The sequence below is a fragment of the Cereibacter azotoformans genome (assembly GCF_021391315.1).
Lineage (GTDB): Bacteria > Pseudomonadota > Alphaproteobacteria > Rhodobacterales > Rhodobacteraceae > Cereibacter_A > Cereibacter_A azotoformans.
Genome location: NZ_CP090021.1, coordinates 189,101 through 215,956, shown reverse-complemented (window position 1 = coordinate 215,956; position 26,856 = coordinate 189,101). Strand labels below are relative to the sequence as shown.

The following is a 26,856-nucleotide window of genomic DNA, read 5'->3' as shown; positions in this document are numbered from 1 at the left end:
CTCTTTCACTCGTCGCCGCCGCCCCGGCGGAAGGGGCCATAGGCGGTCAGAACCTCGATCTCCTCGTCGGTGGCGCGCCGCTCGGCCTCGAGATAGCGCGCGACCGCATCGCCCAGCCCGGGATCCGCAAACCAGTGCAGCGAATGGATCGGGACCGGCAGATAGCCGCGGGCGAGCTTGTGCTCACCCTGCGCCCCCGCCTCGACGCGGGCAAGCCCGTGCGCGATGGCCCAGTCGATCGCCTGATGGTAGCAGAGTTCGAAATGCAGGCACGCGTGGTCCTCGATGCAGCCCCAGTAGCGGCCGAACAGCGTGTCGCGCCCGATGAAGTTGAGCGCTCCGGCCACGGCCCGCCCGTCGCGCTCGGCGAGGACGAGCAGGATGTCCTCGCGCATCGTCTCGTGGAATTCGGCGAAGGCGCGGCGCGTGAGATAGGGGCGGCCCCACTTCCGGCTGCCCGTGTCCTGATAGAAGGTCCAGAAGGCGTCCCAGTGCTGCGGTTCGATCGCATCGCCCGTCAGGCAGCGGATGGTGCCGCCGAAGGCCTGGGCGGTCTCGCGCTCCTTTCGGATCGCCTTGCGCTTGCGCGACGAAAGCACTGCGAGGAACGCGTCGAAGTCGGCATAGCCCCGGTTCAGCCAGTGGAATTGCTGCGTGACGCGGGACAGAAGCCCCATCCGCGCGCCGGCCTCGGCCTCGGCTTCGGTGCAGAAGGTGGCGTGAAGCGACGAGAGCCCGTTGCGCCCGGCGATCTCGACGGCGCCCTGCACCAGCGCCGCGCGGCCCGTGTCCTCGAGCCCCGGCAACGTGAGGAAACGCCGCCCGGTGGCGGGGGTGAAGGGGACCGCGATCTGCAGCTTGGGGTAGTACCGCCCGCCGGCCCGCTCGTAGGCATGGGCCCAGCTGTGGTCGAAGATATACTCGCCCTGACTGTGGAGCTTGGCATAAAGCGGGGCGGCGGCGATGATCCGACCGCCCATCCGCGCAACCAGCGGATGCGGTTGCCAGCCGGTGCCCGCTCCGACCGATCCCGAGCGTTCGAGGGCGATCAGGAACCGGTGGGTGGTAAAGGGATCGAGCGGACGGCCGCCGCCCGCCGCCTCGGGACAGGCGACGGCGTCCCAGTCGGCGGCGGAAATGTCGGCGAGACCGGAATGGGCGGTGATCTCGATGTTGGCGGTGCTCATGCGGGCGCGGGTCCGGCGGTCTGGGGCGTCAGGCGAAGTCACGGAAGGCCAGCGTCCGCGGGGGCTGTCGGCCCCCGCACCCCCCGAGGATATTTGTCCAGAGTGAAAGTGCCTCCGGGCCGCCTCTCAGGTGGGGCGGCCCGGGCCGGGGTCAAGCGGGCAGCGCCGCCGGATAGTGCTCGAAGGTGACGTTGGCGGCGATCCGGCGCGCCTCGGCCTCGGCGCGGGGCGAGCGGATGGTCCAGCAGAGGATGGCGGCGCCCTCAGCCTTCAGCTCGGCCACGCGGGGCCGGGCGAGATCGGCGGCCTCGTGCGAGATGAAGCTCGCCTCCACCCTCTCGTAATCCGGGATCGCGCGAAGCTGCGCGCAGGTCTCCGGCGGCACGGGGGCCCAGTCGGCCGGGTCGTAGCTCGAGGTCACGAGGCCGCGGGGCAGCGCGGGCGCCAGCCGGGCCATCTCGGCCACGGAATGGGGGTTGAAGGACATGACGGCCACCGGACCCGCATAGCCCTCGAGCGCGGCGGCGGTGGCGGCTTCGAGAGCGCCGACGGCGGGTCCGAGCGCGCCATCCTGGTCCTTGATCTCGATGAGAAGCGGCACCTGGCCGGCAACCAGCCCGAGCACCTCGGTCAGGGTGGGGATCGTTCCGCCGCCGTGGCGGAGCGGGATGCGGCCGAGCTCCGCCGCAGTGCGCGCGGACAGCGGGCCCGTCTCGGCGGTCAGCCGGTCCAGATGCTCGTCATGGAACACCATCGGCACGCCGTCGGCCGAGAGCTGGAGATCGATCTCGATCCCGTAGCCCGCCTCGATCGCCGCGCGCACGGCCTCGAGCGAGTTCTCGGGCCGGCCGGCCACGGGATCGTGCAGCGCACGGTGCGCGATGGGACGCCGCAGGAAGGCTTCAGGCAGCGGGGCGCGCATCAGCGGATCTCGAAGATCGCCTCGATCTCGACGGCCACGCCGAAGGGCAGGCTTGCCGCCGAGACCGCGGACCGGGCGTGGCGGCCGGCCTCGCCCAGCGCCGCGACGAGGAAATCCGAGGCGCCGTTGATCACCTTCGGCTGATCGGTGAAGTCGGGCGTGGAATTGACGAAGCCCACGAGCTTGACGACCCGGACGAGCCGATCGAGATCGCCGTCGCAGGCGCGGCGAAGCTGCGCCAGCAGGCTGATGGCGCAGGCGCGGGCGGCGCCGGCGCCGGCCTCGACATCGAGATCGGCACCGAGCTTGCCCGTGATCAGACCCTCGGGGCCCTGGCTGATCTGGCCCGACACATGGACGTGATGGCCGGTCACCACGAAGGGGACATAGTTGGCCGCGGGGGCGGGCGCGTCGGGGAGGGTGACGCCGAGTTCGGCGAGGCGGTCTTGGATGGACATGGCAGGCTCCGGTGGTTCGGCCCGGAGGCTAGACCTCGGGACCGCAGCAGGCAAGCCGCTCGCGCGAAGGGCCTTGCGCCGCCCGCCGCCGGACCAGCGAACGGATGAAGTTGCGAGTCATTCTCATCTTTGCCCTTGCATTATTGCGAATGCGTCGCATTATCGAGATCAGGAGGTGCCGAGATGAATGAACGCGGAACGGGGATGGCGGCCCTGCTCATTGCGCTGGGGCTGGCGTTGCCCGCGTCAGCCGAGGATGGACGCATGAAGGTCGCCACGACCTTCACGGTGATCGCGGACATGGCGCAGAACGTGGCGGGAGAGGCGGCCGAGGTGGTCTCGATCACCCGCCCGGGGGCCGAGATCCACGGATATGAGCCCACGCCTCAGGACATCGTGCGGGCATGGGACGCGGACCTGATCCTGTGGAACGGGCTCAATCTCGAACTCTGGTTCGAGCAGTTCCTGTCGAATCTGGAGGACGTGCCCTCGGTGACGGTCAGCGAGGGGATCGAGCCCGTCGCCGTTGCAGGGGGCGAGTATCGCGGCAGGCCCAATCCCCACGCCTGGATGGGGCTCGACAATGCGATGATCTACATCGACAACATCGCCGCGGCCTTTGCCGAGCACGATCCCTCGAACGCCGACATCTACCGCGCCAATGCGGAAAACTACAAGGAACGGCTGCGCGCGACGATCGGGCCGCTGCGCGAGCGCATCGCCGCGCTGCCCGAGGATCGCCGCTGGCTCGTGAGCTGCGAGGGCGCCTTTTCCTATCTTGCGCAAGACTTCGGGCTGAAGGAGCTCTATCTCTGGCCAATGAATACGGATCAGGTGGGAACGCCGCAGCAGGTGCGGGCCGTGATCGACGGGGTGAGGCAGCACCGGATTCCGGCTGTCTTCTGCGAGAGCACGGTGAACAACGCGCCCGCGCGGCAGGTCGCGCGCGAAACGGGCGCCGCCTATGGCGGGGTGCTCTATGTGGACAGCCTGAGCGCGAGGGACGGGCCGGTGCCGACCTACCTCGACCTGCTGCGCGTCACCGCCGAGACAATCGCCGCCGGACTGGAGGGCAGCCAGTGAAACCCGAGAGGCCGGCGATCGCGACAGACGCCGAGGGCTTGTCCGTCAACGATGTGACCGTGACCTACCGCAATGGCCACACCGCCCTGCGCCACGCGAGCTTTGCGCTGCCGCGCGGCACGGTGGCGGCCCTCGTGGGTGTGAACGGCGCGGGCAAGTCCACGATCTTCAAGGCGATCATGGGCCTCGTGCCCATCGGCTCTGGCGAGATCCGGCTGCTCGGCCGGACGGTTCCGGAGGCGCTGCGGCAGAACCTCGTGGCCTATGTCCCGCAGTCCGAGGAGGTGGACTGGAGCTTTCCGGTTCTCGTCGAGGATGTGGTGATGATGGGGCGCTACGGCCACATGGGCTTCCTGCGCCGCCCGAAGGCCGCGGACCGGGCGGCCGTGAGCGAGGCGCTGGAGCGCGTCGGCATGGCGGACCTGCGCCACCGCCAGATCGGCGAGCTGTCGGGCGGCCAGAGGAAGCGCGTGTTCCTGGCGCGCGCGCTGGCGCAGGAGGGGCAGGTGATCCTGCTTGACGAGCCCTTCACCGGCGTCGATGTCCAGACCGAGGCCGAGATCATCGCGCTCCTGCGCGAACTGAGGGCCGAGGGGCGGGTCATGCTGGTCTCGACCCACAACCTCGGCTCGGTCCCCGAATATTGCGACCGGACCGTGCTGGTCAAGGGCACGGTGCTGGCCCATGGGCCGACCGAAACCACCTTCACCCATGCCAACCTCGAGGAGGCGTTCGGCGGCGTGCTGCGCCGCTTTACCCTGTCGGGCGCCCTGCTGCATGACGACGACGACCCGCGCGAGGTCAGCATCCTCACCGACGACGAGCGGCCCTTCGTGCAATATGGCGGCCGCACCCACCGGCAGGAGGGCGAGGATGAGCGCGGCTGAGCTGTGGGAGCCCTTCCTCTACGGCTACATGACCAACGCCATGTGGGTCTCGGCGCTGGTGGGGGCGGTCTGCGCCTTCCTGTCCTGCTTCCTGATGCTCAAGGGCTGGTCGCTGATCGGCGACGCGCTCTCGCATTCGGTGGTGCCGGGCGTGGCCGGGGCCTACGTGCTGGGCCTGCCCTTTGCGATCGGCGCCTTCCTTGCGGGCGGGCTGGCGGCGGGGGCCATGCTCTTCCTGTCGAACCGGAGCGGGCTCAAGACCGACGTGGTGATCGGGCTGATCTTCACCTCGTTCTTCGGGCTGGGGCTGTTCATGATCTCGGTCGATCCGATGTCCGTCTCGATCCAGACCATCGTGATGGGCAATATCCTCGCCATCTCGGCCTTCGACACGGTGCAGCTCGTGATCATCGGGATCGTGTCGCTGGCGATCCTGCTCGCGAAATGGAAGGATCTGATGGTGACCTTCTTCGATGAGACCCATGCGCGCTCGATCGGCATCCGCACCGGCGCGCTGAAGGTGCTGTTCTTCACGCTGCTCTCGGCCTCGGTCGTGGCGGCGATGCAGACGGTAGGGGCCTTCCTCGTCATTGCCATGGTGGTGACGCCGGGGGCCACGGCCTACCTGCTCTGCGACCGCTTTCCGCGCCTTCTGGCGCTTGCGACCGGCATCGGGGCCGCGACCGGCTTCGCCGGGGCCTACCTGTCCTACTTCCTCGACGGGGCGACGGGGGCGGTGATCGTGACGCTGCAGACGGCCCTCTTCCTGCTGGCCTTCACCTTCGCGCCGAGGCACGGGATGCTGGCCGCGCGCCGCCGCGCGGCCGAGGCGCTGGAGCAGCCATGATCGACACGCTCCTCTTTCCGTTCCAGTTTCCCTTCATGCAGAACGCCTTCCTCGTCTGCCTCCTGGTGGCGGTGCCGACGGCGCTTCTGTCCTGCCTCCTCGTCCTCAAGGGCTGGGCGCTGATGGGCGACGCGATCAGCCACGCGATCCTGCCGGGCGTGGTGCTGGCCTACATCACCGGGATCCCGCTTCTCGTCGGGGCCTTCGGCGCGGGCATGGCCTGTGCGCTCGCCACGGGCTTTCTGGCCGGCAACAGCCGGGTGAAGCCGGACACGGTGATGGGGGTGGTGTTCTCGGGCATGTTCGGGCTGGGGCTGCTGCTCTACACCGCCGTCGAGACGGACGTGCATCTCGACCATATCCTTTTTGGCAATATGCTGGGCGTGGGGCGCGAGGATCTGCTGGTGGCGGGTGCGATCTCGGCGGGGGTGACGGGGGCGCTCCTGCTGACGTGGAAGGATCTGCTGCTGCATGCCTTCGATCCGGCGCAGGCGCGGGCGTCGGGCCTGCGGGTGGGGCTGCTGCATTACGGGCTGCTCACGGCACTGGCGCTGACCATCGTGGCCACGCTGACGGCGACGGGCCTCATCCTCGCCGTGGGCCTGCTGATCGCGCCGGGGGCCATCGCCTTCCTGACGGTGCGCCGCTTCGGGCCCATGCTGATCGTGGCGGTGGCCGTCTGCCTGGCTGCGATGCTGGCCGGCACCTATGCGAGCTTCTTTCTCGACAGCGCCCCGGCCCCCACCATCATCCTGATCCTGACCGGGATCTTCGTGCTGGTCTTTCTCGACCGGCTTCGTCGGAACCGGCGCGCGGCGCTCAGCGCGGCAGCCCCGCCTCGCTGAGCAGCGCGGCCAGCTCCACCGCGTTGCGCGCGCCCATCTTGGCGATCAGGCGCGAGCGGTGCAGTTCGACCGTGCGCATGGCGATGCCCAGCGTGTAGGCGATCTGCTTGTTGAGCCGCCCCTGCAGCATCAGCCGCAACACCTCCTCCTCACGGGTCGAGAGGCTGGCGAGGCGGCGCGCCACATCCTCGCGCGCGCCGCTGTGGGCCACCTGCGCCGCATGCGCCTCGATAGCGGCCAGCACGAGATCGACGAGCGCATTGTCGTTGAAGGGCTTCTCCACGAAGTCGAAGGCTCCGGCCTTCAGCGCGCGCACCGCCACCGGCACGTCGGCATGGCCGGTGAGGAAGATCACGGGCGCAAGGCAGCCCGCCGCGCGCAGCCGGTCGAACGTGTCGGGCCCCGAGAGCCCGCCCATCCGCACGTCGAGCATGATGCAGGCGCAGTCGGGCAAGGGCAGCGCCTGCAGGAAGTCCTCGCCCGAGGGCCAGCCCTGCACGCGGAGCCCCCGCGAGGCGAAGAGGAACGAGAGCGCGTCGCGGATCGCCTCGTCATCGTCGATGATATGGACACATCCGGTCATTCGGCGGCCACTCCTTCTTCAGCGGCGGCGGGCAGCGCCACCCGGAACACGGTGCCGCCTCCGTCGCGGGGGCGGTGGGTCAGGCGGCCGCGGTGCATCTCGACGATGGTGCGGCAGATGTTCAGCCCGATCCCCATGCCCTCGGCCTTGGTCGAGGTAAAGGCATCGAACAGCCGGTCGGCCACCTCGGGCGCGATGCCGGGGCCGCGGTCGGCCACCTCGATCACCGCGCCGCCGGGCTCGGCGCGCAGGCTGACGGTCAGCGCGTCGCCGCGCCCCCCCTCGCCCATCGCCTCGATCCCGTTGCGCATGAGGTTGATCAGAAGCTGCTCGAGCAGGATGCGATCCGCGAGCACCGGCGCCACCGGCGAAAGGTCGAGGGCAATCCGCACGCCGCGGGCGCGCGCGTCCGACGAGAGGAAGCCCGCCGTCTCGCGCACCACCGACGCCAGATCGAGCGTGGTGAAGCGCGGCTCGCGCTTGCGGACGAGATCCTGGATGCGGCGGATGATCTGGCCCGCCCGGTCGGCCTGATGCGACAGCTTGGACAGCGCCGACGCCAGGAGCACGGGGTCCGCCCGGCCCTGAGCGAGAAGGTTCGCGGCCCCGGCCGCATAGCTCGCGATCGCCGCAAGCGGCTGGTTCAGCTCGTGCGCCAGCGTCGAGGCCATCTCGCCCAGCGTCACCAGACGGCCGGTCCGCGCAAGGCTTTCCTCCTGCTCGCGGGCGTGGCGGGCGGCGCGACGGGCCTCGGTGATGTCGATGATCGAGCCCATCCAGCCGCGATGCATCCCCTTGGCGTCGATCAGCGGCGCCTCATAGACCTGCACATCGATCTCGCGGCCGTCGCTGCGGCGGAAGCGCGTCTCGAAGCTCTGCGGAACGTCGCCCCCTTCGGCGAGGATGCGCTGGCGGCGCAGCGTCTCGTCCAGCCGGTCGGGCGCCCAGTAGGGCATCGGCTGGTCGCGCCCCACCAGGTCGGCCGCACTCCAGCCCACCAGCTTGCAGAAGGCCGAGTTGGCATAGAGCACGCGCCCGGCGTGATCCTTGGCGCGCAGGCCCACGGTCAGGCTTTCCTCCATCGAGCGGCGGAAGGCCATCTCCTCGTTCAGCCGCAACTCGACCGCCCGCCGGCGCTTGCCGTTGCGGTAGAGCGCCAGCAGAGCCAGAACGGCAAAGGCCGCCAGCCCGGCGATGGCGGCGGGCAGGAAGGCGCGGGTGAAGGGCGCCCCCCCTTCGTAGGAGGTGATCCGCAGCGCCGCACCGGGGATCGGCGGGTCGAAGCTGATCGTGTGGCTCGGGCTGTCGGCCCCCGGCGTCCCGCGCGAGCGGCTGGCGCGCACGGCGCCGCTGCCGTCGAGCAGCCAGACCGCATATTGTTCGGCGATCCACCAGGGGATGTGCCGCTCGAGCATCAGGGGCAGGGACACGGTGGCGGTGATGACGCCCTCGGCGCCCTGCGGCCTCAGTCCCATGGTCACGGTCTGCCCGTCCATCAGCGCATAGGCCGGCCGGGCCCGCGGCCCGATCCGCAGAAGCTGCGTGGCGAGTGCGTCGTCGGCGCTGGTTTCGGCAGGCCCCGGCACCGCGCGGCGGATCCGCCCCGCGCCGTCATGCCAGACGATCGAGAGGATCTCGGGGTTGGCCGCGATGTGGCTCCGGGCGCGCGCCTCGAGCACGGCGGCGGGCGTTCCCCCCGCCTCGTCGAGCGCAAGCCGCGCCAGCATGTCCTCATCGACCGAGAGCTGGAACCGCAGCGTCTGCTCGACCCAGAGGGCATCCGTGGCCAGCTTGGTGCGGAGCTGCTCGGTCTCGCTGCGGCCCGCGATCCAGACAGCGGCGCCGACCAGCGCCAGAAGCGCCACGATGGCCAGGAGCGGCATCAGCGACAGCAGGTCCAGCCGCCCGCGATCCGGGGGTGGCTCGAGCGCCCAAGGCTCGCCCGGACGTGCGCCCGCCTGCCGGCCCGACCGCTGCTGCACCCATGCCTCCTGCCCTTGCGCGCGTGCGACAAGCTGTCATGGCCGCCGCCCCTTGCGGAAACCCACAATAGCGGGAGCGCGTGCGGACTGGCAAGGAAGGCCGGAACCGCCGGGAGGGCGGCACACAGGAGGATAGTCATGACGTTCCGTCGCAACCTTGCCGTGCTGGCAGGGTCGGCCGCGCTTGCGCTCGCCGCAGCCCTGCCGGCGCTGGCCCAGCCGATCGTGATCAAGTTCAGCCACGTCGTCGCCCCCGATACGCCGAAGGGCAAGGGCGCGGCGAAGTTCGAGGAGTTGGCCGAACGCTACACCGACGGCGCCGTCGATGTCGAAGTCTATCCCAACAGCCAGCTCTACAAGGACAAGGAAGAGCTTGAGGCCCTGCAACTGGGCGCGGTGCAGATGCTCGCCCCGTCGCTGGCCAAGTTCGGCCCGCTCGGCGTGCAGGATTTCGAGGTCTTCGACCTGCCCTACATCTTCAAGGGCTATGACGCGCTGCATACCGTGACCCGCGGAGAAGTCGGCCGGATGCTGTTCTCCAAGCTCGAGGACAAGGGCATCAAGGGCCTCGCCTACTGGGACAACGGCTTCAAGGTCATGTCGGCCAACAGCCCGATCGCGACGCCCGATGATTTCCTCGGGCTCAAGATGCGGATCCAGTCCTCGAAGGTGCTCGAGGCGCAGATGAACGCGCTCGGCGCCGTGCCGCAGGTCATGGCCTTCTCGGAGGTCTATCAGGCGCTGCAGACGGGTGTGGTGGACGGCACCGAGAACCCGCCCTCGAACATGTTCACCCAGAAGATGCACGAGGTGCAGAAGCACGCCACCGTGTCGAACCACGGCTACCTCGGCTATGCGGTCATCGTGAACAAGCAGTTCTGGGACGGCCTGCCCGAGGACGTTCGAGCCGGTCTCGAGAAGGCGCTCGACGAGGCGACCGACTATGCCAACTCGATCGCCAAGGAAGAGAACGACGCGGCCCTTCAGGCGATGAAGGACGCCGGCACGACCGAGTTCCACGAGCTGAGCCCCGAAGAGCTTGCCGCGTGGGAAGAGGCGCTCGCCCCGGTCCATGAGGACATGGCCGGCCGCATCGGCGCCGAGACCATCGCCGCCGTCAAGGCCGCAGCCGCCGGCCACTGAGGCCAGTCCTTCGGGCGGGCAGCCGGTGTCGCCGGCCGCCCGCCCTTGCCTTTCCCGCAACATCCTAGCCTCAGGAGGGTCGCCATGATGCGCCTTCTCGACCGGCTGGAAGAGACGCTCATCGCCTCGCTCATCGCGGCGGCGACCGGGCTGATCTTCGCCTCGGTCGTCCACCGCTACTCGCTGGGCATTCTTGCCGATGGCGTGGCCTTCTTCCGCAGCCACGATCTGCCCGAACTGTCGGCCATGATGCGCAGCGCCTATTTCTGGCTGCGCGGCGTCAACCTCGTCTGGGCGCAGGAGCTGTGCATCATCCTGTTCGTCTGGATGGCCAAGTTCGGCGCAGCCTACGGCGTGCGCACCGGCATCCATGTCGGCATCGACGTGCTGATCAACAAGCTCGACATGCGCCGGCGCGGCTTCTTCATCCTGCTCGGGCTGATGGCGGGGGCGCTCTTCACCGGCATCATCGCCACCCTCGGGGGCAACTTCGTCTGGCACATGTCGCAGACCAGCGCGATCTCGCCCGACCTCGAGATGCCGATGTGGATCGTCTATCTCGCGATCCCGCTCGGCTCGGCGCTGATGTGCTTCCGCTTCCTGCAGGTCGCCTTCACCTTCTGGCGCACCGGAGAGCTGCCGCACCACGACCACGGCCATGTCGAGGGGCTGGACGAAGAGGCCGAGGCCATCGCCGACAGCCCGCTGACGTTGAAGGACAAGTGAGATGAACGCAGCCCTCATCTTCGGCGGTCTCATCGCCCTGATGCTCACCGGCATGCCGATCTCGATCGCGCTCGGCCTGACGGTGCTGACCTTCCTCTTCACCATGACCACGGTGCCGATCGACACGGTGGCGCTGAAGCTGTTCACCGGGATCGAGAAGTTTGAGATCATGGCGATCCCGTTCTTCATCCTCGCCGGCAACTTCCTGACCCACGGCGGGGTCGCCAAGCGGATGATCAACTTTGCCACCGCGATGGTCGGCCACTGGCACGGCGGCCTCGGGCTCGGTGGCGTCTTTGCCTGCGCGCTCTTTGCGGCCGTGTCGGGGTCTTCGCCCGCCACGGTGGTCGCCATCGGCTCGGTCATCCTTCCGGCCATGGTGGCGCAGGGCTTCCCCACCCGGTTCGGCGCGGGCGTCATCACCACGAGCGGCGCGCTCGGGATCCTCATCCCGCCCTCGATCGTGATGGTGATGTATTGCGTGGCCACCTCGGGGATGCTGGTCGAGGGGCCGGACGGCCGGATCGTCGATGCCGCCTCGGTGGGCGAGATGTTCATCGCGGGCGTCATTCCCGGCATGATGCTGGCGGGCATTCTGGCGCTGACCACCTGGTATCGCGCCCGCAAGTTCGGCTATCCGCGCCTCGCGAAGGCCAGCTGGGCCGCGCGTTGGCAGGCGTTCCGGCGCGCGATCTGGGGGCTTCTGCTGATCTTCGTCGTGATGGGCGGGATCTACAGCGGCACTTTCACCCCCACCGAGGCCGCGGCGATGAGCGCCGTCTATGCCTTCGTGATCGCCGTCTTCGTCTACAAGGACATGACGCTTCGCGACGTGCCGCGGGTGCTGCTGCAATCGGCCAACATGTCGGCCATGCTGCTCTACATCATCACCAACGCGGTGCTGTTCAGCTTCCTGCTCACGCACGAGAACATCCCGCAGGCGCTGGGGCAGTGGATGGTGGATTCGGGCCTGACCTGGTGGATGTTCCTGATCGCGGTGAACATCATCCTGCTGATGGCCGGCAATTTCATGGAGCCCTCGTCGATCGTGCTGATCATGGCGCCGATCCTGTTCCCGGTCGCGGTGCGCCTTGGCATCGACCCGGTGCATTTCGGGATCATGATCATCGTGAACATGGAGGTGGGCATGTGCCATCCACCCGTAGGCCTGAACCTCTATGTGGCCTCGGGGATCACCCGGATGGGCATCACCGAACTGACCGTCGCGGTCTGGCCCTGGCTGCTCACGATGCTGGGCTTCCTCCTGCTCGTGACCTACGTGCCGCAGATCTCGCTGTTCCTGCCGCAACTGCTCGGGATGCACTGAGGAAGCCATCTGCGGGCGGGCCGTCCCCGGATGGCGCGCCCGCAGCCCCAGAGGGACCGAAGCGACCCGCCCGTCTGGAGCCCCCCTGCTTCGGAACCATCCGGCAAGGCGGATGTTGAGCCCGCAGACATTCATGCCCGGAGAACCATCATGAAGAAAGTGCTTTTCATTCTGCCGGTCGTGGCCCTGTTCGCCGGCTGCGAGACTGCGGACCAGACGACTGCGGCGAGCGCCCTTGGCGGCGCGGCCCTCGGAGCGGCGGTCTCCAGCGACAACGACCGTGTGCAGGGCGCGGCCCTTGGCGCCGCGGCCGGTGCGATTGCGGGCACGCTGATCGGCCCGGCGGGCAACGGCACCTGCTACTACCGCAACGCGCGCGGCCAGCGGTTCACCGGGCCCTGCTGACACGCCTCGCGCAGGGCGCGGAGGGCCTCAGGGCAGGATCTCGAACCGGTCCACGTCCACGATGCCCCGGTCGGTGATCTTGAGATGCGGGATCACCGGCAGCGCGAGAAAGGCCAGCTGGAGGAACGGCTCCTCCAGCGTCACGCCGAGGCCGCGCGCGGCCTCGCGCAGCGCCACCAGCGCATCCCGCACCTCCTCGAACGGGCGCAGGCTCATCAGCCCGCCCACCGGCAGGGCGAGTTCGGCGAGGATTTCGCCCTCGGCCGCCACCGCGAACCCGCCCTCGATCTCGCGCAGCCGGTTGGCGGCCAGCGCCATGTCGGCGTAATCCACGCCGACCACCGCCAGGTTGTGGTGGTCGTGGCAGACGGTCGAGGCGATCGCGCCGCGCCTCATCCCGAAGCCCCGCACGAATCCCACGGCGCGCCCGCCGTTCCGGCCATGCCGCTCGATCACCGCGATCCGGGCAAGGTCGCGGGACGGGTCGGGGCGCTTGTCGCCGTCCACGGGCTCGATCGCGTCCGTCAGATGTTCGGTGATGATCTTGCCCGGCAGGATGCCGATCACCGGCGTCTCGGCCCGGTTGCCGGGGCAGCGGAAGGCCGCGGCCTCCACCGGCGCCACCCGCACCGAGGCCCGCGCCACCGGCGCAACCGTTCCGCGGGCCGCGAAGGCCCCGGCATCAACCACCACGCCGCCGGCCACGACCAGCCCGGCGTGGCAGCCCTCGAGCGACTCCAGCGCCACCACATCCGCCCTCTTGCCCGGCGCGATCAGGCCGCGGTCCTTCAGCCCGAAGGCCTCGGCCGCCGACAGGCTCGCGGCGCGGTAGACGGCCAGTGGCGGCGCCCCCAGCCGGATCGCGGTGCGGATCATGTGGTCGATATGGCCATGCTCGGCGATGTCGAGGGGGTTCCGGTCGTCGGTGCACAGGCACAGGTAGGGCGAATGCCGCTCGGTCAGCAGCGGCACGAGCGCCTCAAGATCCCTCGAGACCGATCCTTCGCGGATCAGCACCCGCATCCCCTTGCGCAGCTTCTCGAGCGCCTCCTCGGCGGTCGTGGCCTCGTGTTCGGTGCGGATGCCGGCCGCGATGTAGCCGTTCAGATCCTTGCCGCGCAGCAGGGGCGCGTGGCCGTCGATGTGCCGGCCGCGGAACGCCTCGAGCTTGGCAAGGCAGCCCGCGTCCTTCGCCAGCACACCGGGAAAGTTCATGAACTCGGCCAGTCCGATCACCCGCGGATGATCCATCAGCGGCACGAGATCCGCCGCCTCAAGCGCCGCGCCCGCCGTCTCCATGTGGGTCGAGGGCACGCAGGAGGACAGCTGCACCCGCAGGTCCATCACCAGATGCTCGGCGGCCTCCAGAAAATAGCGGATGCCTTCCAGCCCGCAGACATTGGCGATCTCGTGCGGATCGCAGATCGCCGTGGTGATGCCGCGTGGCGTCACGCAGCGGTCGAACTCGAACGGGGTGACGAGCGAACTTTCCACATGGAGATGGGTGTCGATGAAGCCGGGGACGAGGATCCTGCCCCGGCAGTCGATCTCGCGCCGGCCCTCGTAGGTTCCGAAGGTGCCCACGATCCGGTCGCCGCAGATCGCCACGTCCGTCTGCACCAGTTCGCCCGTCACGAGGTCGAAGATCCGGCCGTTCTTCAGCACGAGATCGGCCGGAGCCTTGCCCCGCCCCTGGTCGATGAGATCGGAAAGGCTGCGCCGCATGGATCCTCCTGTGCCGGACACCAGAGAAACCCATGCCCGCCGCCGCGTCCAGCGGATTGCGGCAGCGCCGGAAGAGCCTGATCGGTGATGTCGTCGGCAGGGTGTGCCATTCGCCCTTGCGCCCGGCGGCCGGGAGTGATCCTTCTCTCGTATCAATCCGAGAGAGTCCCATGCATCCGCTGCGCGGCATCGGCCTGAAGGTCGCCTCCGTCCTCATCTTCATCATCATGTCGGCGCTCATCAAGGCGGCCTCGGACCGGGTGCCGGCGGGCGAGGCGGTCTTCTTCCGCTCGTTCTTCGCCATGCCCGTGATCATCGTCTGGCTGATCTGGCGGCGCGAGTGGCGCACCGGGCTGCGCGCGGTCAACCCGATGGGTCACGTCTGGCGCGGGCTGGTGGGGACTCTGGCGATGGGGCTGGGGTTTGCCGGTCTCGCCTATCTGCCGCTGCCCGAGGTGACGGCGCTCGGCTATGCCGCCCCCCTCCTCACGGTGATCTTCGCCGCCATGTTCCTCGGCGAGGAAGTGCGCGCCTTCCGCATCTCGGCCGTCATCCTCGGGCTGGTGGGGGTGCTGATCGTGCTGTCGCCGCGCCTGACGCTCCTGTCGGGCGGGGTGGGCCATCGCGAAGCCTTCGGCGCCTCGCTCGTGCTGGGGGGCGCGGTCTTCGCGGGCCTCGCGCAGGTCTTCATCCGCAAGCTCGTCCATACCGAGGCGACCGCGGCCATCGTCTTCTATTTCTCGCTGACGGCCACGCTTCTGTCCTTTGTCACCCTCCCCTTCGGCTGGGTCTGGCCCACACCGGCCGAGGCCGCGCTGCTGACCGGGGCGGGCATCCTGGGCGGGGTGGCGCAGATCCTGCTGACCTCGGCCTACCGCCACGCCGATGCCTCGCTGATCGCGCCGTTCGAATATGCCTCGATGATCTTCGCGCTGCTGATCGGCTTCTTCGTCTTTGCCGAGGTGCCCACGCTCGTGATGCTGGCCGGCGCGAGCCTCGTGGTCAGCGCGGGCATCCTCATCATCTGGCGCGAGCGTCGGCTGGGGCTGGAACGGGCACGCCAACGCAAGGCGATGACCCCGCAGGGCTAGGGCCAGCGGATCCGCCGGTCCGCCGGGGCCGAGCCGCCGATCACCCGCCGCACGTTCGGCATGTCGTTCGAGGCCACCCACGCCGCCCCGCCCGGCCGTGCCGCCCACCGCGCAAGCAGCCGCCGTTCGAGTTCGGCCTCGGGCACGTCGAGAAAGAGCGTGAGGTCGAAGAAGCCGCGCAGCCGCCGCCACGGCTCTTCGTCGAGCAGCAGGTAGTTGCCCTCGACCACAAGGATGCGGTCCTCATCCGTCACCACGTCGGCGCCGGCACGGGCCAGTTCCATCGCGCGGTCGAAGACCGGGATCGCGATCTCGCCCCCCGCCCGCAGCCGCTCCATGAGGTTGAGAAAGCCCCGGACGTCGAAGGTCTCGGGCGCGCCCTTGCAGTGCGCAAGCCCGCGGGCGACCAGCACGCGATCGTCGAAGTGGAACCCGTCCATCGGCACGAGGCGGGCGCCGGCGCCGAGGGCGGCCACCAGCGCCTCGGCCAGCGTGGATTTCCCCGCCCCCGGCGGCCCGGCGAGCGCCACCACGAACCGCTCCCGCCCCTCCGCCGCCGCCCGGATCTCCTGCGCGAGCGCCTCGGGGCTCATGCGAACTCGTTCAGTTGCTCGGGCGCCATGGCGCCGGTCATCAGCGCCACGGCATCGGACATGGAATGGCGCCGGGGGTCGATCACGCAGAGCCTCTGTCCCAGCCGGTGGACATGCACGCGGTCGGCCACCTCGAACACATGGGGCATGTTGTGGCTGATGAGCACTATGGGCAGGCCGCGCCGCTTCACATCGAGGATCAGCTCGAGCACGCGGCGGCTCTCCTTCACGCCCAGCGCCGCCGTCGGCTCGTCCATGATCACCACCTTCGAGCCGAAGGCCGCGGCGCGCGCCACCGCCACCCCCTGCCGCTGCCCGCCCGAGAGGGTCTCGACCGCCTGCCCGATGTTCTGGATCGTCATCAGCCCCAGCTCGGTCAGCTTCTCGCGCGCCTTGTGCTCCATCGCGGCGCGGTCGAGGGCACGGAACCACCGGCCCATGATGCCCGGCTTGCGGATCTCGCGCCCGAGGAACATGTTGTCGGCAATCGAGAGCGCGGGCGACAGCGCGAGGTTCTGATAGACCGTCTCGATCCCCGCCTCGCGCGCATTGAGCGGCGAGGCAAAGTTCATCGGCTTGCCGTCGAGCTCGATCGTGCCCTCGTCCACCCGGATCGCGCCGGACAGCGCCTTGATCAGCGAAGACTTGCCCGCGCCATTGTCGCCGATCACCGCGAGAATCTCGCCGGGATAGAGGTCGAAGTCGCAGTTGTTGAGCGCCGTGACCCGGCCGTAGCGTTTCACGAGGCCACGGGCCTTCAGGATCGGTTCCATCACGCAGCCGCCTTTCTGATCCACTGGTCCACGGCCACCGCCGCGATGATGAGGATGCCGATGAGGAGGTAGGTCCATTGCGGGTCCGTCCCCATGAGCTTCAGCCCCAGCGAGAAGACACCCACGATCAGCGCGCCGAAGAGCATCCCCAGCACCGAGCCGCGGCCGCCGAAGAGGCTGATCCCGCCGATCACCACCGCGGTGATCGATTCGATGTTGGCAAACTGCCCCGCGGTCGGCGACACCGACCCGAGGCGGCCGATCATCACCCAGCCCGCCAGCGCGCAGATCAGCCCCGAGAGCGTATAGACGGTGACAAGGACGGTCTTCGTCTGCACGCCCGCGAGTTCGGCCGCTTCGGGATCGTCGCCCACGGCATAGACATGGCGGCCCCAGGCCGTCTGACGCAGCACATAGGCGATGAGCAGCACGAGAACGATCAAGAGGACCGCGCCATAGGTGAAGACGGCGCCGCCCCGGCCGGCCTCGTCCGCACCGATGCGGAAGGTGGAGCCGAAGAACTGCAGGATCTGCGCCTCGGCCGCGATGTCCTGCGAGCGGATGGTCTCGTTCCTCGAGTAGAGGAAGTTCGCCGCCAGCACGATCTGCCACATGCCCAGCGTCACGATGAAGGGCGGCAGCTTCATCCGCGCGACCAGCGTGCCGTTCACGAAGCCGATGGCGGCCCCGACACCCAGCCCGCAGAGCACCGACAGCGGTGCCGGGATTCCGTAGCGGAAGGTGAACTGGCCCATGACCACCGAGGACAGGACCATGATCGCGCCCACCGAGAGGTCGATGCCCGCCGTCAGCACCACGAGCGTCTGTGCCGCGCCGACGATGCCGACGATGGCCACCTGCTGCAGGATCAGCGTCAGCGTGAAGGCCGAGAAGAACTTCTGGCCCAAGAGCGCCCCGAAGATCGAGATCGAGACGACCAGCACGATCAGCGGCACGAGCGAGGGCGTCTGATGCAGGAGGTGCCGTGCCTGTTGCACGGGCGACCTGCGCTGCGTGAATTCGGCCACGGCCTCGGGCTTGCGGGTCAGCGCAGCCTCGAAGCCCTGCGGCCCCTGGGTTTCGGTTGCCATGTTCCGTTGACCTCCCGCTTCGCATTGCGGACCGCCGGACGCGGATCCCGCTCGGGGGCGGATATGACCCCGCCCCCGGTCCAGGCTGCCGCGGCTCAGCCCCAGCAGAGTTCCGCGCCGCGGGCGCTGTCGATCGACTCCACGCCCTCGACCGGCTGGTCGGTCACAAGCGCCACGCCCGTGTCGGTGAAGTCCTTGCCCTCGGTCGTCGCGGGCCGGGTGCCGTCCTTGGCAAAGGCCGCGATGGCCTCGACCCCCAGCGCCGCCATCTGCAGCGGATATTGCTGCGAGGTGGCGCCGATCACCCCGTCCTTCACGTTCTGGACGCCCGGGCAGCCGCCATCGACCGATACGATCAGCACATCGCTCTCGCGCCCGATGGACCGGAGCGCCTCGTAGGCGCCGGCCGCCGCCGGCTCATTGATCGTATAGACGAGGTTGATCATCGGATCCTGCGCCAGCAGGCTCTCCATCGCGCGGCGCCCGCCCTCCTCGTTGCCGTCGGTCACGTCATGGCCGACGATGCGCGGGTCGGTCTCGTCGCCCCAGCGGTTCGGGTCGCCCAGATCGACGCCGAAGCCCTGCAGGAAGCCCTGAGCGCGCAGCACGTCCACGGAGGGCTGCGAGACGCCGAGGTTCAGCATCGCGATCCGCGCATCCGCTGCCGCATCGCCCATCTTGGCCTGCGCCCACTGGCCGATCAGCTCGCCCGCGAGGAAGTTGTCGGTGGCGAAGGTGCCGTCGGCCGCGTCGATCGGATCCAGCGGCGTGTCGAGCGCGATCACGAGGATGCCCGCGTCGCGCGCCTTCTGCACCGTCGGAACGATCCCCTTGGTGTCGGACGGCGTCAGCAGGATGCCCTTCGCCCCGTCGGCGATGCAGGTCTCGATGGCGGCCACCTGGCTTTCGCTGTCGCCGTCGATCCGGCCCGCGTAGGACTTGAGGTTGATGCCGAGTTCCTGTGCCTTCGCCGTGGCCCCTTCCTTCATCTTCACGAAGAACGGGTTTGTGTCGGTCTTGGTGATCAGGCAGGCGCCGACCTCCTGGGCCAGGGCCGGAGCGGCCGACAGGGCAAGCGCCCCCGCACACCCCATCAGGGCGATCTTGAGTCGTGTCACGATGTCTCCTCCCACTGGCGGGCCTCTCCCTGCCCGCCGATCTTGCGCTGCGCAGGCACCCGCCCGCCGCGACGCCCTTCATGGAAGCCGATTCCCGGCGCTGCGTCAATAAATAAATCACTCTGATTTAGTATTGACAGCCGAGGCCGCCAGAGGCCCAATGGCAGCCGGGAGGCCCGCGGTGCCGGGCAGGGAGATGACCGTGAGACAGGGACAGGAGACCGCAGAGCGCCCGGCCGCAGCCGAACCCGGGCTGCGCGGCTCGAACCAGAGCGGGATGCGCGCCCGCAACGAACGCCTCGTGCTCTCGCTCGTGCGGCGCGCGGGGGCGCTGGCCAAGTCGGACATCGCGCGGATGACGGGCCTGTCGGCCCAGACCGTCTCGGTCATCATGCGCGAGCTTGAACGCGACGGCCTCCTGTGCCGGGGAGAGCCAATCCGCGGCCGCATCGGCCAGCCCTCGGTTCCCATGTCACTCGCGGCCGAGGGCGCCTACTTTCTCGGCCTCAAGATCGGACGGCGCTCGGCGGAACTCGTGCTGATCGACTTCCTCGGCCAGCCGGTCGCGGCGCGGCGCCGGATCTATTCCTACCCGACGCCGGATGCGGTCGTGGACTTCACCGCCGAGGCGCTGCCCCTGCTGACCGGAAGCCTGCCGCCCGAGGCGCGCGCGCGTGTGGGGGGCATGGGCATCGCCATGCCGTTCCAGCTGTGGAACTGGGTACAGTATGTCGGCGCCCCCCAGTCCGAAATGGACGCCTGGCGCGAGCGCGACATCCAGACCGAACTGGCCGCCCTCACCGGGCTGCCGGTCCATCTGCGCAACGATGCCACGGCCGCCTGCGGCGCCGAACTGGTCTTCGGCACCGGCGAGCGCCCGAAGGACTTCCTCTATTTCTACTTTGCCTATTTCATCGGCGGCGGGCTGGTCCTGAACGGGCACCTCTATGCCGGCCGCACCGGCAATGCGGCCGGCGTCGGGCCGATGCCGGTGCCCGACCGCTCCGGCCGGATGCGTCGGCTGCTGAACGTGGCCTCCATGTCCGTCCTTGCCGAAGCGATGGAACGGGCGGGCGAAGACCCGGCAGCCCTGTGGGAGAACCCCGACCACTGGGAGGTGAGCGCGCCCGTCCTGTCGGACTGGCTCGACGGCGCGGCGGCGGGGCTTGCCTCGGCGATTCTGTCGGCCTCGGCCCTGGTCGAGATGGAGACGGTGATGATCGACGGCTGGATGCCGCCGGAGATCCGGGCCGAGATGGTGCGCCGGACCCACGCCGCGCTGCACCGGCTGGACCTGTCGGGGATCGAGCCCCCGCAGATCCGCGAGGGCACCGTCGGAGCCCAGGCGCGGGCCCTCGGGGCGGCCGCCATCCCGCTTTCGCAGCGTTACCTTGTCGAGGCCTGGGGCGCCGCCGCCGAAGGCTGAGGTTTTCGGTCCGTCCGCAGTTGACTTGTGAAGGCCAGAACACCAGTTTGGCCCCGAACCGAACCCGAATGTGAAAGAAATTCATGAGAGCGCGACGTTTCGCATCTGGAATGGAGGCGCCGGCGGCATGTCCCTTGCGCTGATAGCCGCCCTCCCGTTCCTCGGGGCCCTGCTGCCGGGCCTCATGATCCGATCCAGCCGCACAACCTGCGCCTTCGTCACGGGCAGCGTCACGGCCCTCGCCCTGCTGATGCTGGGGCTGCATGCCCCGGCCGTCCTGCGCGGCGAGACCGTGCAGACGCGCATCGAGTGGATGCCCGCGCTGGGTCTGAACGCCAACTTCTTCCTCGACGGGCTCGGCCTCCTGTTTGCGGGGCTGATCCTCGGGATCGGCCTGCTGATCATCCTCTATGCCCGCTTCTACCTGTCGAAGCAGGACTCGATGGGGCAGTTCTACAGCTACCTCCTGCTCTTCCAGGGGGCGATGGTGGGGATCGTCCTGTCGGACAATATCCTGCTCCTGCTGGTCTTCTGGGAGCTGACCTCGCTCTCCTCCTTCCTGCTCATCGGCTACTGGAAGCATCTGCCCGCCGGCCGTCAGGGCGCGCGCATGGCGCTGGCGGTCACCGGCATGGGCGGGCTCGCGATGATCGCGGGGATGCTGATCCTCGGCCAGATCGCTGGAAGCTACGATCTGACCGTGATCCTGCAGGCGGGCGACGCGATCCAGGCGTCGGAATGGTATCTGCCGGCGCTGGTGCTGATCCTGATCGGCTGCTTCACCAAGTCGGCGCAGTTCCCGTTCCATTTCTGGCTGCCGCACGCGATGGCGGCGCCGACGCCGGTCTCGGCCTACCTGCATTCGGCGACGATGGTGAAGGCGGGGCTCTTCCTCATGGCGCGGATGTGGCCGGCGCTGGCCGGCACGCCCGAGTGGTTCTACCTGGTGGCCACAACCGGCCTCGTGACCATGGTCGTGGCCGCCAAGATCGCGCTCTTCAAGGACGACCTCAAGGCGCTGCTGGCCTTCTCGACCGTCTCGCATCTCGGGCTCGTGACGATGCTGCTGGGCTTCGGCACCCAGTCCGCCGCCATTGCCGCGATCTTCCACATCATCAACCATGCCACCTTCAAGGCCGCCCTCTTCATGACCGCGGGCATCGTGGACCACGAGACCCACACCCGCGACCTCAAGCGCCTCGGCGGCCTGCGCAAGCTGATGCCGATCACCTTCACCATCGGCACCCTCGCCGCGCTGTCGATGGCGGGCATCCCGCCGCTGAACGGCTTCCTCTCCAAGGAGATGATGCTTGAAGAGGCCGCCCATACGGCCTGGGCCGGGCAGGCGTGGCTGATGCCGGTCTTTGCGACGCTGGGTGCGGTCTTCTCGGTGGCCTATTCGCTGCGGTTCGTGGCGCACACGTTCCTCGGGCCGGTGCGCAACGACTATCCGCACAATCCGCACGATCCGGGCTTCGGCATGTGGGCGGCCCCGGCCTTCCTGGCGCTGCTCGTGGTGGCGATCGGGATTGCGCCGATGCCGGTGGCAGGCTGGCTCGTCGATGCGGCGGCGGGCGCCACGACCGGCGAGGCCCTCCATGCCCACATCTACCACTGGCACGGGCTGACGCCGGCGCTCTGGATGTCGATCGCGGCCGTCGGCGGCGGCCTCGTGCTGCTCGGCCTTCACGCGGGGCTGATGCGCGGCTGGCTCGCCACGCCGCGGCCCGAGGCCAAGCGGATCTTCGACGGCATCGTGGACCCTCTCGCGCACTTCTCGCGCAGGTTCTCGCAGGGGCTGCATGACGGGGCGCTGAGCCGCTACTTCGCCATCGCCACCTTCGCGATGGTCGCCGCCGGAGGCTACGCCTTCTTCTCGGGGGGCCATACGCCCGGCACGCGGGCTCTGACGCCGGTCGATGTCGTGCCGGTCATCGGCTGGCTTCTGCTGATCGTATCGACCTGCACGCTGGTGATCGTCCATCACAACCGGATCCTCGCGCTGGTCGTGCTGGGGGTGGTGGGCCTCGTCGTCTCGATGGGCTTTGCCTATCTCTCGGCGCCGGACCTCGCGCTGACGCAGATCCTCGTCGAGGTGGCGACGGTGATGCTCCTCCTGCTCGCGCTCAACTTCCTGCCCAAGCGGACACCGATGGAGAGCAAGGCCCCGCGCCGCATCCGTGATGCGATCCTGTCGGGCACCGCGGGGCTGGGCATCGGCAGCCTGATCTACATGATGATGACGCGTGACTTCGCTTTCCCGAGCATCTCCGGCTATCACCTCGAGAATGCCAAGACCGGAGGCGGCGGAACGAACGTCGTCAACGTCATCCTCGTGGACTTCCGCGGATATGACACGTTCGGCGAGATCACCGTCCTCGGTATCGCAGCGCTCGTGATCTTTGCCGTGACGGAGACGATCCTGCGGCCGGGCCCGGCCAACAACCGGCTGCTCTCATGGGCGCAGGAGCATCGCCACGCCGGCGACCGTCATCCGCTGATGCTGGTGGTGGCGACGCGGATGATGCTGCCCGTCGCGATCATGGTCGGTGTCTACATCTTCCTGCGCGGCCACAATCTGCCGGGCGGAGGCTTCATCGCCGGTCTGGTCGTCGCCATCGCGGCGCTGATGCAATACATGGCCTCGGGCTTCGGCTGGACGGCGGCCCGCAAGCGGGTCGAGTATCACGCGCTGATCGCCATGGGCGTGCTGATCGCGGGCGCGGCCGGCGTCGGCGCCTGGTTCGCCGGGCGGCCGTTCCTGACCTCGGACTACGGCTATGTCCACCTGCCCCCGCTCGAAGAGTTCGAACTGGCGACCGCAATGATCTTCGACACCGGCGTGTTCCTCGCTGTTCTGGGGGCGGTGCTGCTGGCGCTCGCCTCGATCTCGCGCATCGCCGTGCGTGCGGGAGAGGAGGTCTCGTCAACTCCCTACGACATCGACCTGCCGCGCGACCGCTTCGGAGACCGCTGATGGAGATCCTCGTCGCTTCCGCCGTAGGAACGCTGACCGCCGCAGGCATCTATCTGATCCTGCGCATGCGCACCTTTCCCGTGATCGTGGGCCTCGCCCTCCTGAGCTATGCCGTGAACGTCTTCATCTTCGCCTCGGGCCGTCTGGCCGTGGGCCTGCCGCCCGTCCTGTCCTACACCGCCGAGGGCTACACCGACCCGCTGACACAGGCGCTGGTGCTGACGGCGATCGTGATCTCGTTCGGCATGACGGCCGTGATCGTGATGGTGGCGCTCGGCGCCTTCCTTGAAGCCGGCACGGACCGGATGGACAGCGACGACGAGGCCGGACGATGAACCACTGGATCATTGCCCCGGTCGTGCTGCCGGCGGTGCTTGCGCCGCTGATCGTGCTGTTCATGCGCCATGACCTCGTGTTGCAGCGGGTCTTCTCGCTGGCGGGCACCATCGCCCTTTGCGGCGTGTCCGGGGTGCTGCTGGTCAGCGCCTCGACCAACCCGCCCGAGGCCTATTTCCTCGGCAACTGGCCCGCGCCCTTCGGGATCGTGCTGGTCCTCGACCGGCTTGCCGCCGTGATGGTGGCCCTGACGGCCTTCCTTGCGCTGATGGTGCAGCTTTATGCCATCGGCACCGGCTGGGACCGGCGTGGCCAGCATTTCCACGCCCTCTACCAGTTCCAGCTCATGGGGATCTGCGGCGCCTTCCTGACGGGGGACGCCTTCAACCTCTTCGTCTTCTTCGAGGTGCTGCTGATCGCGAGCTACGGCCTCATGATCCACGGTGGCGGCCGCGCGCGCCTGCGCTCGGGCGTGCAGTATGTGGCCTACAACCTGATGGGTTCGACCCTGTTCCTGTTCGCGCTGGCCACGATCTATTCGGTGGCGGGCACGCTCAACCTGGCCGATCTGGCCGAGCGGGTGGCAGCCATGCCCGAGGCCGAGACGGCGATCCTGCGCGTGGCCGGCGTGCTGCTGCTGATCGTCTTTGCCATCAAGGGTGCACTGGTGCCGTTCCAGTTCTGGCTGCCCGGCACCTATGCCGCGGCGCCGGGCCCGGTGGCGGCGCTGTTCGCGGTGATGACCAAGGTTGGCGCCTATGCCGTGATCCGCGTCTTCAACCTGATCTTCCCGCCCGAGACCCCGGCCACCGGCGGCTTCTTCGCCGAGCTTCTGCTGCCCGCGGCGCTCGTGACGCTTGCCATAGGCGCGATGGGCGTGCTGGGGGCCGCCAGCATCGGGCGGCTCGTGGCCTTCGGTGCCATCGCCTCGATGGGGACGCTGTTCACCGCCGTCGCGGGCTTCACCCCCGCAAGCACCTCGGCCGCGCTGTTCTACCTTCTTCACTCGACGCTTGCGACGGCGGCGCTGTTCCTCGTGGCCGATCTGGTGCTGGCGCGGCGCGGCAGCGAGGATCTGACCCAGCGCCAGCCCCCCGTGGCGCAGGAGGGGCTGATCGCGGCGCTCTTCTTCGTTGGGGCGATCGCCCTGGCCGGGATGCCCCCGCTGTCGGGTTTCCTCGGCAAGCTGTTGATCCTCGACGCGCTGCGCGGCCCCGGCATGGCCTTGATCTGGGGCACGGTGCTCGTCACCTCGCTCCTCATGATCGTGGGCTTTGCCCGCGCGGGCAGCCTCCTCTTCTGGAAGTCGCACGAGACGCTGGCCGAGCCCGAGCCCCACCGCCCCGACACGCTCGCCTTCGTCGCGGTGGGCGGGCTTGTGGCCGGGCTGGTGGCGCTGACCGTTGCCGCAGGCCCGGTGTCGGCCGCGCTCGGCTCCATCGCCGATGAACTGGCCGAGCGGACGCCCTACATTGCCTCCAACCGCCTGACGGAGCCCGCCCGATGATCCGACGGCTCTTTCCCCACCCGTGGCTGAGCGTCACTCTGATCGTGACCTGGATGCTGCTCGTCAACCAGCCGGCGCTCGGCAGTCTTGTCTTTGCAATCATCCTGGGGATCCTGATCCCGCTGCTGGTCGCGCCCTACTGGCCGGGGCAGACACAGCTTCGCAGTCCGCTGCGGCTTGCGGCCTATGTGCTGCTGGTGATCGGTGATATCGTCAGGGCCAACGTGGCGGTGGCCAAGATCGTGCTCTTCTACCGCAGCGACGACATCCACTCCGCCTGGATCGCCGTCCCGATCGAACTCACCTCGCCCGAGGCGATCTCGATGCTGGCCGGCACCATCACGCTGACGCCCGGCACGGTCGTCACCGACGTCTCGGCCTGCGGCCGTGTGCTGCTCGTCCACTGTCTCCATGCGCCCGACCCTGATGCGGTGCGCGACGAGATCAAGGCCCGCTACGAAGCCCGCCTCAAGAGGATCTTCGCATGATCGCACTTGCCCTGACCTACGCGCTCGGCTGCTTCGGCGTGGCGCTGCTGTTCAACCTCGCGCGGCTCCTGCAGGGGCCGACGATCGCCGACCGCATCCTCGCGCTCGACACGATGGTGATCAACATGATCGCGCTGATCGTGCTCTTCGGCATCCGCGGCGCCGGAACGATGACCTTCGAGGCGGCCTTGCTGTTCGCCATGACGGGCTTCGTCTCGACCGTGGCCTATGCCAAGTTCGTCCTGCGCGGCAACATCATCGAGTGATGCTCATGGATCTGGCCCTGGAAATCCTCGTCTCCGCCCTTCTCGTCATCGCCGGCACCTTCGGGCTGGTCGGCAGCTTCGGCCTGCTGCGCCTGCGCGATGCGGTCCAGCGCCTCCATGGGCCCACCAAGGCCACGACGGTGGGTGTCGGCGCGGCGCTCATCGCCTCGATGGTCGATCTCTACCAGTATCGCGCGACCCTGACATGGCAGGAGCTGCTGGTCGCGGCCTTCCTCTTCATCACGGCGCCCATCACGGCGCTGTTCCTCGGCAAGATCCACATGCATCAGTCGATCCCGCGCGACGCCCTGCCCAACACCGGCACGGATCGCGACTGGGCCACGTTCGACCCGACCTTCAAGGGACCGGAACCGAAGTTTCCCGGAGAATGATCGCGGCCCCGGTCGCCCGCGCGTCCCGCCGGCGGCCTGGTCTGCCGTCAGGCGTGACCGGCGGTCGAGGACAGGGTCAGCGGATCAATGCCCATGTGGCGCAGCATCCCGCTCCACTTTCCCGTATCATCATCCGAAAAGACCAGCTCCGCCGGGGCCTCGGCCGTCAGCCAGTCGTTGCGCTGCACCTCCGCCTCGAGCTGTCCCGGACCCCAGCCCGAGTAGCCGAGCGCCATGAGGGCCGAGCTTGGCCCCTGCCCACGGGCCAGCGCCTCGAGGATATCGACGGTCGCCGTCATGCCGAACTTGCCCGAGACCAGCATCGTGGCGCCCGCGCTCATGTAGTCGGGGGTATGGAGCACGAATCCCCTCCCCCGCTCCATCGGCCCGCCGAGATGCACCCGGATGTCGCGTCCGTTGGGCGCGCGCGGAATGTCGAGCTGTTCGAGCATCCCCGCGAAGCTCAGGTCGTTCACGGGCTTGTTGACGACAAGCCCCATCGCGCCATCCGTCGAATGGGCGCAGATCAGCACGAGGCTGCGCTCGAACCGCGGGTCGGCCATGCTGGGCATGGCGATGAGCAGGTTGCCAGAAAGATCCATGAGCGTTTCCTTTTCCCGACTATGGGGCGGCGGACGCATCGGCTCAAGGGGGTCGCGGCGGCACAGGCGCCCGGTC

General features: G+C 68.8%; 27 protein-coding genes. 16 read left to right on the top strand and 11 right to left on the bottom strand.

The genetic code is table 11. The features are described 5' to 3' along the window. Window positions 1-5: 5 nt before the first annotated feature. The 3 genes from LV780_RS01070 to LV780_RS01060 form a co-directional block, all read right to left on the bottom strand. Window positions 6-1,187: a GNAT family N-acetyltransferase gene (locus LV780_RS01070; RefSeq protein ID WP_108220033.1), complete on the bottom strand. Its 1,182-nt coding sequence runs from the start codon at window positions 1,185-1,187 to the stop codon at window positions 6-8. 151 nt (window positions 1,188-1,338) lie between these two features. Then, window positions 1,339-2,109, bottom strand: a complete 771-nt coding sequence (locus tag LV780_RS01065) for a glycerophosphodiester phosphodiesterase family protein (RefSeq protein ID WP_108220032.1) — start codon at window positions 2,107-2,109, stop codon at window positions 1,339-1,341. Further along, on the bottom strand, window positions 2,109-2,567 hold the full coding sequence (locus tag LV780_RS01060) for a RidA family protein (protein ID WP_011907315.1): 459 nt from the start codon (window positions 2,565-2,567) through the stop codon (window positions 2,109-2,111). The genes LV780_RS01065 and LV780_RS01060 overlap by 1 nt, the downstream gene beginning before the upstream one ends. A gap of 183 nt (window positions 2,568-2,750) precedes the next feature. Here LV780_RS01060 and LV780_RS01055 point away from each other — a divergent pair, with 183 nt between their 5' ends. Genes LV780_RS01055 through LV780_RS01040 form a run of 4 tightly spaced genes read left to right on the top strand, consistent with a single transcriptional unit; the run spans window position 2,751 to window position 6,229 of the window. Continuing rightward, on the top strand, window positions 2,751-3,650 hold the full coding sequence (locus LV780_RS01055; RefSeq protein ID WP_108220031.1) for a metal ABC transporter substrate-binding protein: 900 nt from the start codon (window positions 2,751-2,753) through the stop codon (window positions 3,648-3,650). Further along, on the top strand, window positions 3,647-4,537 hold the full coding sequence (locus tag LV780_RS01050; protein ID WP_011907313.1) for a manganese/iron ABC transporter ATP-binding protein: 891 nt from the start codon (window positions 3,647-3,649) through the stop codon (window positions 4,535-4,537). The genes LV780_RS01055 and LV780_RS01050 overlap by 4 nt, the downstream gene beginning before the upstream one ends. Continuing rightward, window positions 4,524-5,384 (top strand): metal ABC transporter permease, encoded by an 861-nt coding sequence (locus tag LV780_RS01045; RefSeq protein ID WP_101340096.1) that lies wholly within the window; start codon window positions 4,524-4,526, stop codon window positions 5,382-5,384. The genes LV780_RS01050 and LV780_RS01045 overlap by 14 nt, the downstream gene beginning before the upstream one ends. Next, window positions 5,381-6,229 carry a metal ABC transporter permease gene (locus tag LV780_RS01040; protein WP_011907311.1) on the top strand — a complete coding sequence of 283 codons (849 nt, stop codon included), beginning with the start codon at window positions 5,381-5,383 and terminating at the stop codon, window positions 6,227-6,229. Before LV780_RS01045 ends, LV780_RS01040 begins: the two co-directional genes overlap by 4 nt. Here the strand turns inward: LV780_RS01040 and LV780_RS01035 are convergent. Continuing rightward, a complete protein-coding gene (locus tag LV780_RS01035) occupies window positions 6,204-6,812 on the bottom strand; it encodes a response regulator transcription factor (protein ID WP_117344872.1) in 609 nt (202 codons plus the stop codon). The two genes, LV780_RS01040 and LV780_RS01035, sit on opposite strands and share 26 nt — an antisense overlap. Continuing rightward, entirely contained in the window at window positions 6,809-8,794 is a 1,986-nt protein-coding gene (locus tag LV780_RS01030; RefSeq protein WP_108220030.1) for a two-component system sensor histidine kinase NtrB, read from the bottom strand. Before LV780_RS01030 ends, LV780_RS01035 begins: the two co-directional genes overlap by 4 nt. 138 nt (window positions 8,795-8,932) lie before the next feature. Here LV780_RS01030 and LV780_RS01025 point away from each other — a divergent pair, with 138 nt between their 5' ends. The 4 genes from LV780_RS01025 (at window position 8,933) to LV780_RS01010 (ending at window position 12,395) form a co-directional block, all read left to right on the top strand. Next, a complete protein-coding gene (locus LV780_RS01025) occupies window positions 8,933-9,937 on the top strand; it encodes a TRAP transporter substrate-binding protein (protein ID WP_108220029.1) in 1,005 nt (334 codons plus the stop codon). 84 nt (window positions 9,938-10,021) lie between these two features. Further along, window positions 10,022-10,663: a TRAP transporter small permease gene (locus LV780_RS01020; RefSeq protein WP_011907307.1), complete on the top strand. Its 642-nt coding sequence runs from the start codon at window positions 10,022-10,024 to the stop codon at window positions 10,661-10,663. A 1-nt stretch (window position 10,664) separates the two neighbouring features. Further along, a complete protein-coding gene (locus tag LV780_RS01015; protein ID WP_108220028.1) occupies window positions 10,665-11,990 on the top strand; it encodes a TRAP transporter large permease in 1,326 nt (441 codons plus the stop codon). A gap of 150 nt (window positions 11,991-12,140) precedes the next feature. Continuing rightward, window positions 12,141-12,395 (top strand): glycine zipper 2TM domain-containing protein, encoded by a 255-nt coding sequence (locus LV780_RS01010; protein ID WP_011907305.1) that lies wholly within the window; start codon window positions 12,141-12,143, stop codon window positions 12,393-12,395. Between the two features lie 27 nt (window positions 12,396-12,422). On the opposite strand, the gene ade is transcribed toward LV780_RS01010, so the two are convergent. Continuing rightward, window positions 12,423-14,120 (bottom strand): adenine deaminase, encoded by a 1,698-nt coding sequence (gene ade, locus LV780_RS01005; protein ID WP_108220027.1) that lies wholly within the window; start codon window positions 14,118-14,120, stop codon window positions 12,423-12,425. A 170-nt stretch (window positions 14,121-14,290) separates the two neighbouring features. Here ade and LV780_RS01000 point away from each other — a divergent pair, with 170 nt between their 5' ends. After that, entirely contained in the window at window positions 14,291-15,211 is a 921-nt protein-coding gene (locus tag LV780_RS01000) for a DMT family transporter (RefSeq protein WP_044247706.1), read from the top strand. Here LV780_RS01000 and LV780_RS00995 read toward each other — a convergent pair. The 4 genes from LV780_RS00995 to LV780_RS00980 all read right to left on the bottom strand — a co-directional run bounded on the left by LV780_RS00995 (window position 15,208) and on the right by LV780_RS00980 (window position 18,786). Further along, window positions 15,208-15,804, bottom strand: a complete 597-nt coding sequence (locus LV780_RS00995; RefSeq protein ID WP_101340101.1) for a nucleoside/nucleotide kinase family protein — start codon at window positions 15,802-15,804, stop codon at window positions 15,208-15,210. The genes LV780_RS01000 and LV780_RS00995 overlap by 4 nt on opposite strands. Beyond that, a complete protein-coding gene (locus tag LV780_RS00990) occupies window positions 15,801-16,577 on the bottom strand; it encodes an ATP-binding cassette domain-containing protein (protein ID WP_011907301.1) in 777 nt (258 codons plus the stop codon). The genes LV780_RS00995 and LV780_RS00990 overlap by 4 nt, the downstream gene beginning before the upstream one ends. Beyond that, the gene (locus LV780_RS00985) at window positions 16,577-17,668 is read right to left on the bottom strand and encodes an ABC transporter permease (protein ID WP_011907300.1); all 1,092 of its coding nucleotides are present in this window, start codon (window positions 17,666-17,668) and stop codon (window positions 16,577-16,579) included. The genes LV780_RS00990 and LV780_RS00985 overlap by 1 nt, the downstream gene beginning before the upstream one ends. A gap of 95 nt (window positions 17,669-17,763) precedes the next feature. Then, window positions 17,764-18,786 carry a sugar ABC transporter substrate-binding protein gene (locus LV780_RS00980; RefSeq protein WP_108220026.1) on the bottom strand — a complete coding sequence of 341 codons (1,023 nt, stop codon included), beginning with the start codon at window positions 18,784-18,786 and terminating at the stop codon, window positions 17,764-17,766. A gap of 202 nt (window positions 18,787-18,988) precedes the next feature. On the opposite strand from LV780_RS00980, the gene LV780_RS00975 reads away from it, so the two are divergent. The 7 genes from LV780_RS00975 to LV780_RS00945 all read left to right on the top strand — a co-directional run bounded on the left by LV780_RS00975 (window position 18,989) and on the right by LV780_RS00945 (window position 26,178). Continuing rightward, window positions 18,989-20,212, top strand: coding sequence for an ROK family transcriptional regulator (locus LV780_RS00975; RefSeq protein WP_108220135.1), 1,224 nt, complete (start codon window positions 18,989-18,991; stop codon window positions 20,210-20,212). A gap of 127 nt (window positions 20,213-20,339) precedes the next feature. Beyond that, window positions 20,340-23,189, top strand: a complete 2,850-nt coding sequence (locus LV780_RS00970; protein ID WP_108220025.1) for a monovalent cation/H+ antiporter subunit A — start codon at window positions 20,340-20,342, stop codon at window positions 23,187-23,189. Then, window positions 23,189-23,524: a Na+/H+ antiporter subunit C gene (locus LV780_RS00965; RefSeq protein ID WP_011907296.1), complete on the top strand. Its 336-nt coding sequence runs from the start codon at window positions 23,189-23,191 to the stop codon at window positions 23,522-23,524. The genes LV780_RS00970 and LV780_RS00965 overlap by 1 nt, the downstream gene beginning before the upstream one ends. Next, on the top strand, window positions 23,521-25,032 hold the full coding sequence (locus tag LV780_RS00960) for a monovalent cation/H+ antiporter subunit D (protein ID WP_011907295.1): 1,512 nt from the start codon (window positions 23,521-23,523) through the stop codon (window positions 25,030-25,032). The genes LV780_RS00965 and LV780_RS00960 overlap by 4 nt, the downstream gene beginning before the upstream one ends. Next, a complete protein-coding gene (locus LV780_RS00955) occupies window positions 25,029-25,520 on the top strand; it encodes a Na+/H+ antiporter subunit E (RefSeq protein ID WP_108220024.1) in 492 nt (163 codons plus the stop codon). The genes LV780_RS00960 and LV780_RS00955 overlap by 4 nt, the downstream gene beginning before the upstream one ends. Further along, window positions 25,517-25,786 carry a K+/H+ antiporter subunit F gene (locus LV780_RS00950; protein WP_011907293.1) on the top strand — a complete coding sequence of 90 codons (270 nt, stop codon included), beginning with the start codon at window positions 25,517-25,519 and terminating at the stop codon, window positions 25,784-25,786. The genes LV780_RS00955 and LV780_RS00950 overlap by 4 nt, the downstream gene beginning before the upstream one ends. A gap of 5 nt (window positions 25,787-25,791) precedes the next feature. After that, window positions 25,792-26,178 (top strand): Na+/H+ antiporter subunit G, encoded by a 387-nt coding sequence (locus tag LV780_RS00945; protein ID WP_011907292.1) that lies wholly within the window; start codon window positions 25,792-25,794, stop codon window positions 26,176-26,178. A gap of 47 nt (window positions 26,179-26,225) precedes the next feature. Here the strand turns inward: LV780_RS00945 and LV780_RS00940 are convergent, their stop codons facing one another. After that, window positions 26,226-26,780 (bottom strand): YqgE/AlgH family protein, encoded by a 555-nt coding sequence (locus LV780_RS00940; protein WP_044247701.1) that lies wholly within the window; start codon window positions 26,778-26,780, stop codon window positions 26,226-26,228. Window positions 26,781-26,856 lie beyond the last annotated feature (76 nt).

Bases quoted from the DNA above. Each gene is read 5' to 3' on its own strand.
- LV780_RS01070 (WP_108220033.1), bottom strand. From the start codon at position 1,187: ATGAGCACCGCCAACATCGAGATCACCGCCCATTCCGGTCTCGCCGAC.
- LV780_RS01065 (WP_108220032.1), bottom strand. From the start codon at position 2,109: ATGCGCGCCCCGCTGCCTGAAGCCTTCCTGCGGCGTCCCATCGCGCAC.
- LV780_RS01060 (WP_011907315.1), bottom strand. From the start codon at position 2,567: ATGTCCATCCAAGACCGCCTCGCCGAACTCGGCGTCACCCTCCCCGAC.
- LV780_RS01055 (WP_108220031.1), top strand. From the start codon at position 2,751: ATGAATGAACGCGGAACGGGGATGGCGGCCCTGCTCATTGCGCTGGGG.
- LV780_RS01045 (WP_101340096.1), top strand. From the start codon at position 4,524: ATGAGCGCGGCTGAGCTGTGGGAGCCCTTCCTCTACGGCTACATGACC.
- LV780_RS01040 (WP_011907311.1), top strand. From the start codon at position 5,381: ATGATCGACACGCTCCTCTTTCCGTTCCAGTTTCCCTTCATGCAGAAC.
- LV780_RS01035 (WP_117344872.1), bottom strand. From the start codon at position 6,812: ATGACCGGATGTGTCCATATCATCGACGATGACGAGGCGATCCGCGAC.
- LV780_RS01025 (WP_108220029.1), top strand. From the start codon at position 8,933: ATGACGTTCCGTCGCAACCTTGCCGTGCTGGCAGGGTCGGCCGCGCTT.
- LV780_RS01020 (WP_011907307.1), top strand. From the start codon at position 10,022: ATGATGCGCCTTCTCGACCGGCTGGAAGAGACGCTCATCGCCTCGCTC.
- LV780_RS01015 (WP_108220028.1), top strand. From the start codon at position 10,665: ATGAACGCAGCCCTCATCTTCGGCGGTCTCATCGCCCTGATGCTCACC.
- LV780_RS01010 (WP_011907305.1), top strand. From the start codon at position 12,141: ATGAAGAAAGTGCTTTTCATTCTGCCGGTCGTGGCCCTGTTCGCCGGC.
- ade (WP_108220027.1), bottom strand. From the start codon at position 14,120: ATGCGGCGCAGCCTTTCCGATCTCATCGACCAGGGGCGGGGCAAGGCT.
- LV780_RS01000 (WP_044247706.1), top strand. From the start codon at position 14,291: ATGCATCCGCTGCGCGGCATCGGCCTGAAGGTCGCCTCCGTCCTCATC.
- LV780_RS00995 (WP_101340101.1), bottom strand. From the start codon at position 15,804: ATGAGCCCCGAGGCGCTCGCGCAGGAGATCCGGGCGGCGGCGGAGGGG.
- LV780_RS00990 (WP_011907301.1), bottom strand. From the start codon at position 16,577: ATGGAACCGATCCTGAAGGCCCGTGGCCTCGTGAAACGCTACGGCCGG.
- LV780_RS00985 (WP_011907300.1), bottom strand. From the start codon at position 17,668: ATGGCAACCGAAACCCAGGGGCCGCAGGGCTTCGAGGCTGCGCTGACC.
- LV780_RS00970 (WP_108220025.1), top strand. From the start codon at position 20,340: ATGTCCCTTGCGCTGATAGCCGCCCTCCCGTTCCTCGGGGCCCTGCTG.
- LV780_RS00965 (WP_011907296.1), top strand. From the start codon at position 23,189: ATGGAGATCCTCGTCGCTTCCGCCGTAGGAACGCTGACCGCCGCAGGC.
- LV780_RS00960 (WP_011907295.1), top strand. From the start codon at position 23,521: ATGAACCACTGGATCATTGCCCCGGTCGTGCTGCCGGCGGTGCTTGCG.
- LV780_RS00955 (WP_108220024.1), top strand. From the start codon at position 25,029: ATGATCCGACGGCTCTTTCCCCACCCGTGGCTGAGCGTCACTCTGATC.
- LV780_RS00950 (WP_011907293.1), top strand. From the start codon at position 25,517: ATGATCGCACTTGCCCTGACCTACGCGCTCGGCTGCTTCGGCGTGGCG.
- LV780_RS00945 (WP_011907292.1), top strand. From the start codon at position 25,792: ATGGATCTGGCCCTGGAAATCCTCGTCTCCGCCCTTCTCGTCATCGCC.
- LV780_RS00940 (WP_044247701.1), bottom strand. From the start codon at position 26,780: ATGGATCTTTCTGGCAACCTGCTCATCGCCATGCCCAGCATGGCCGAC.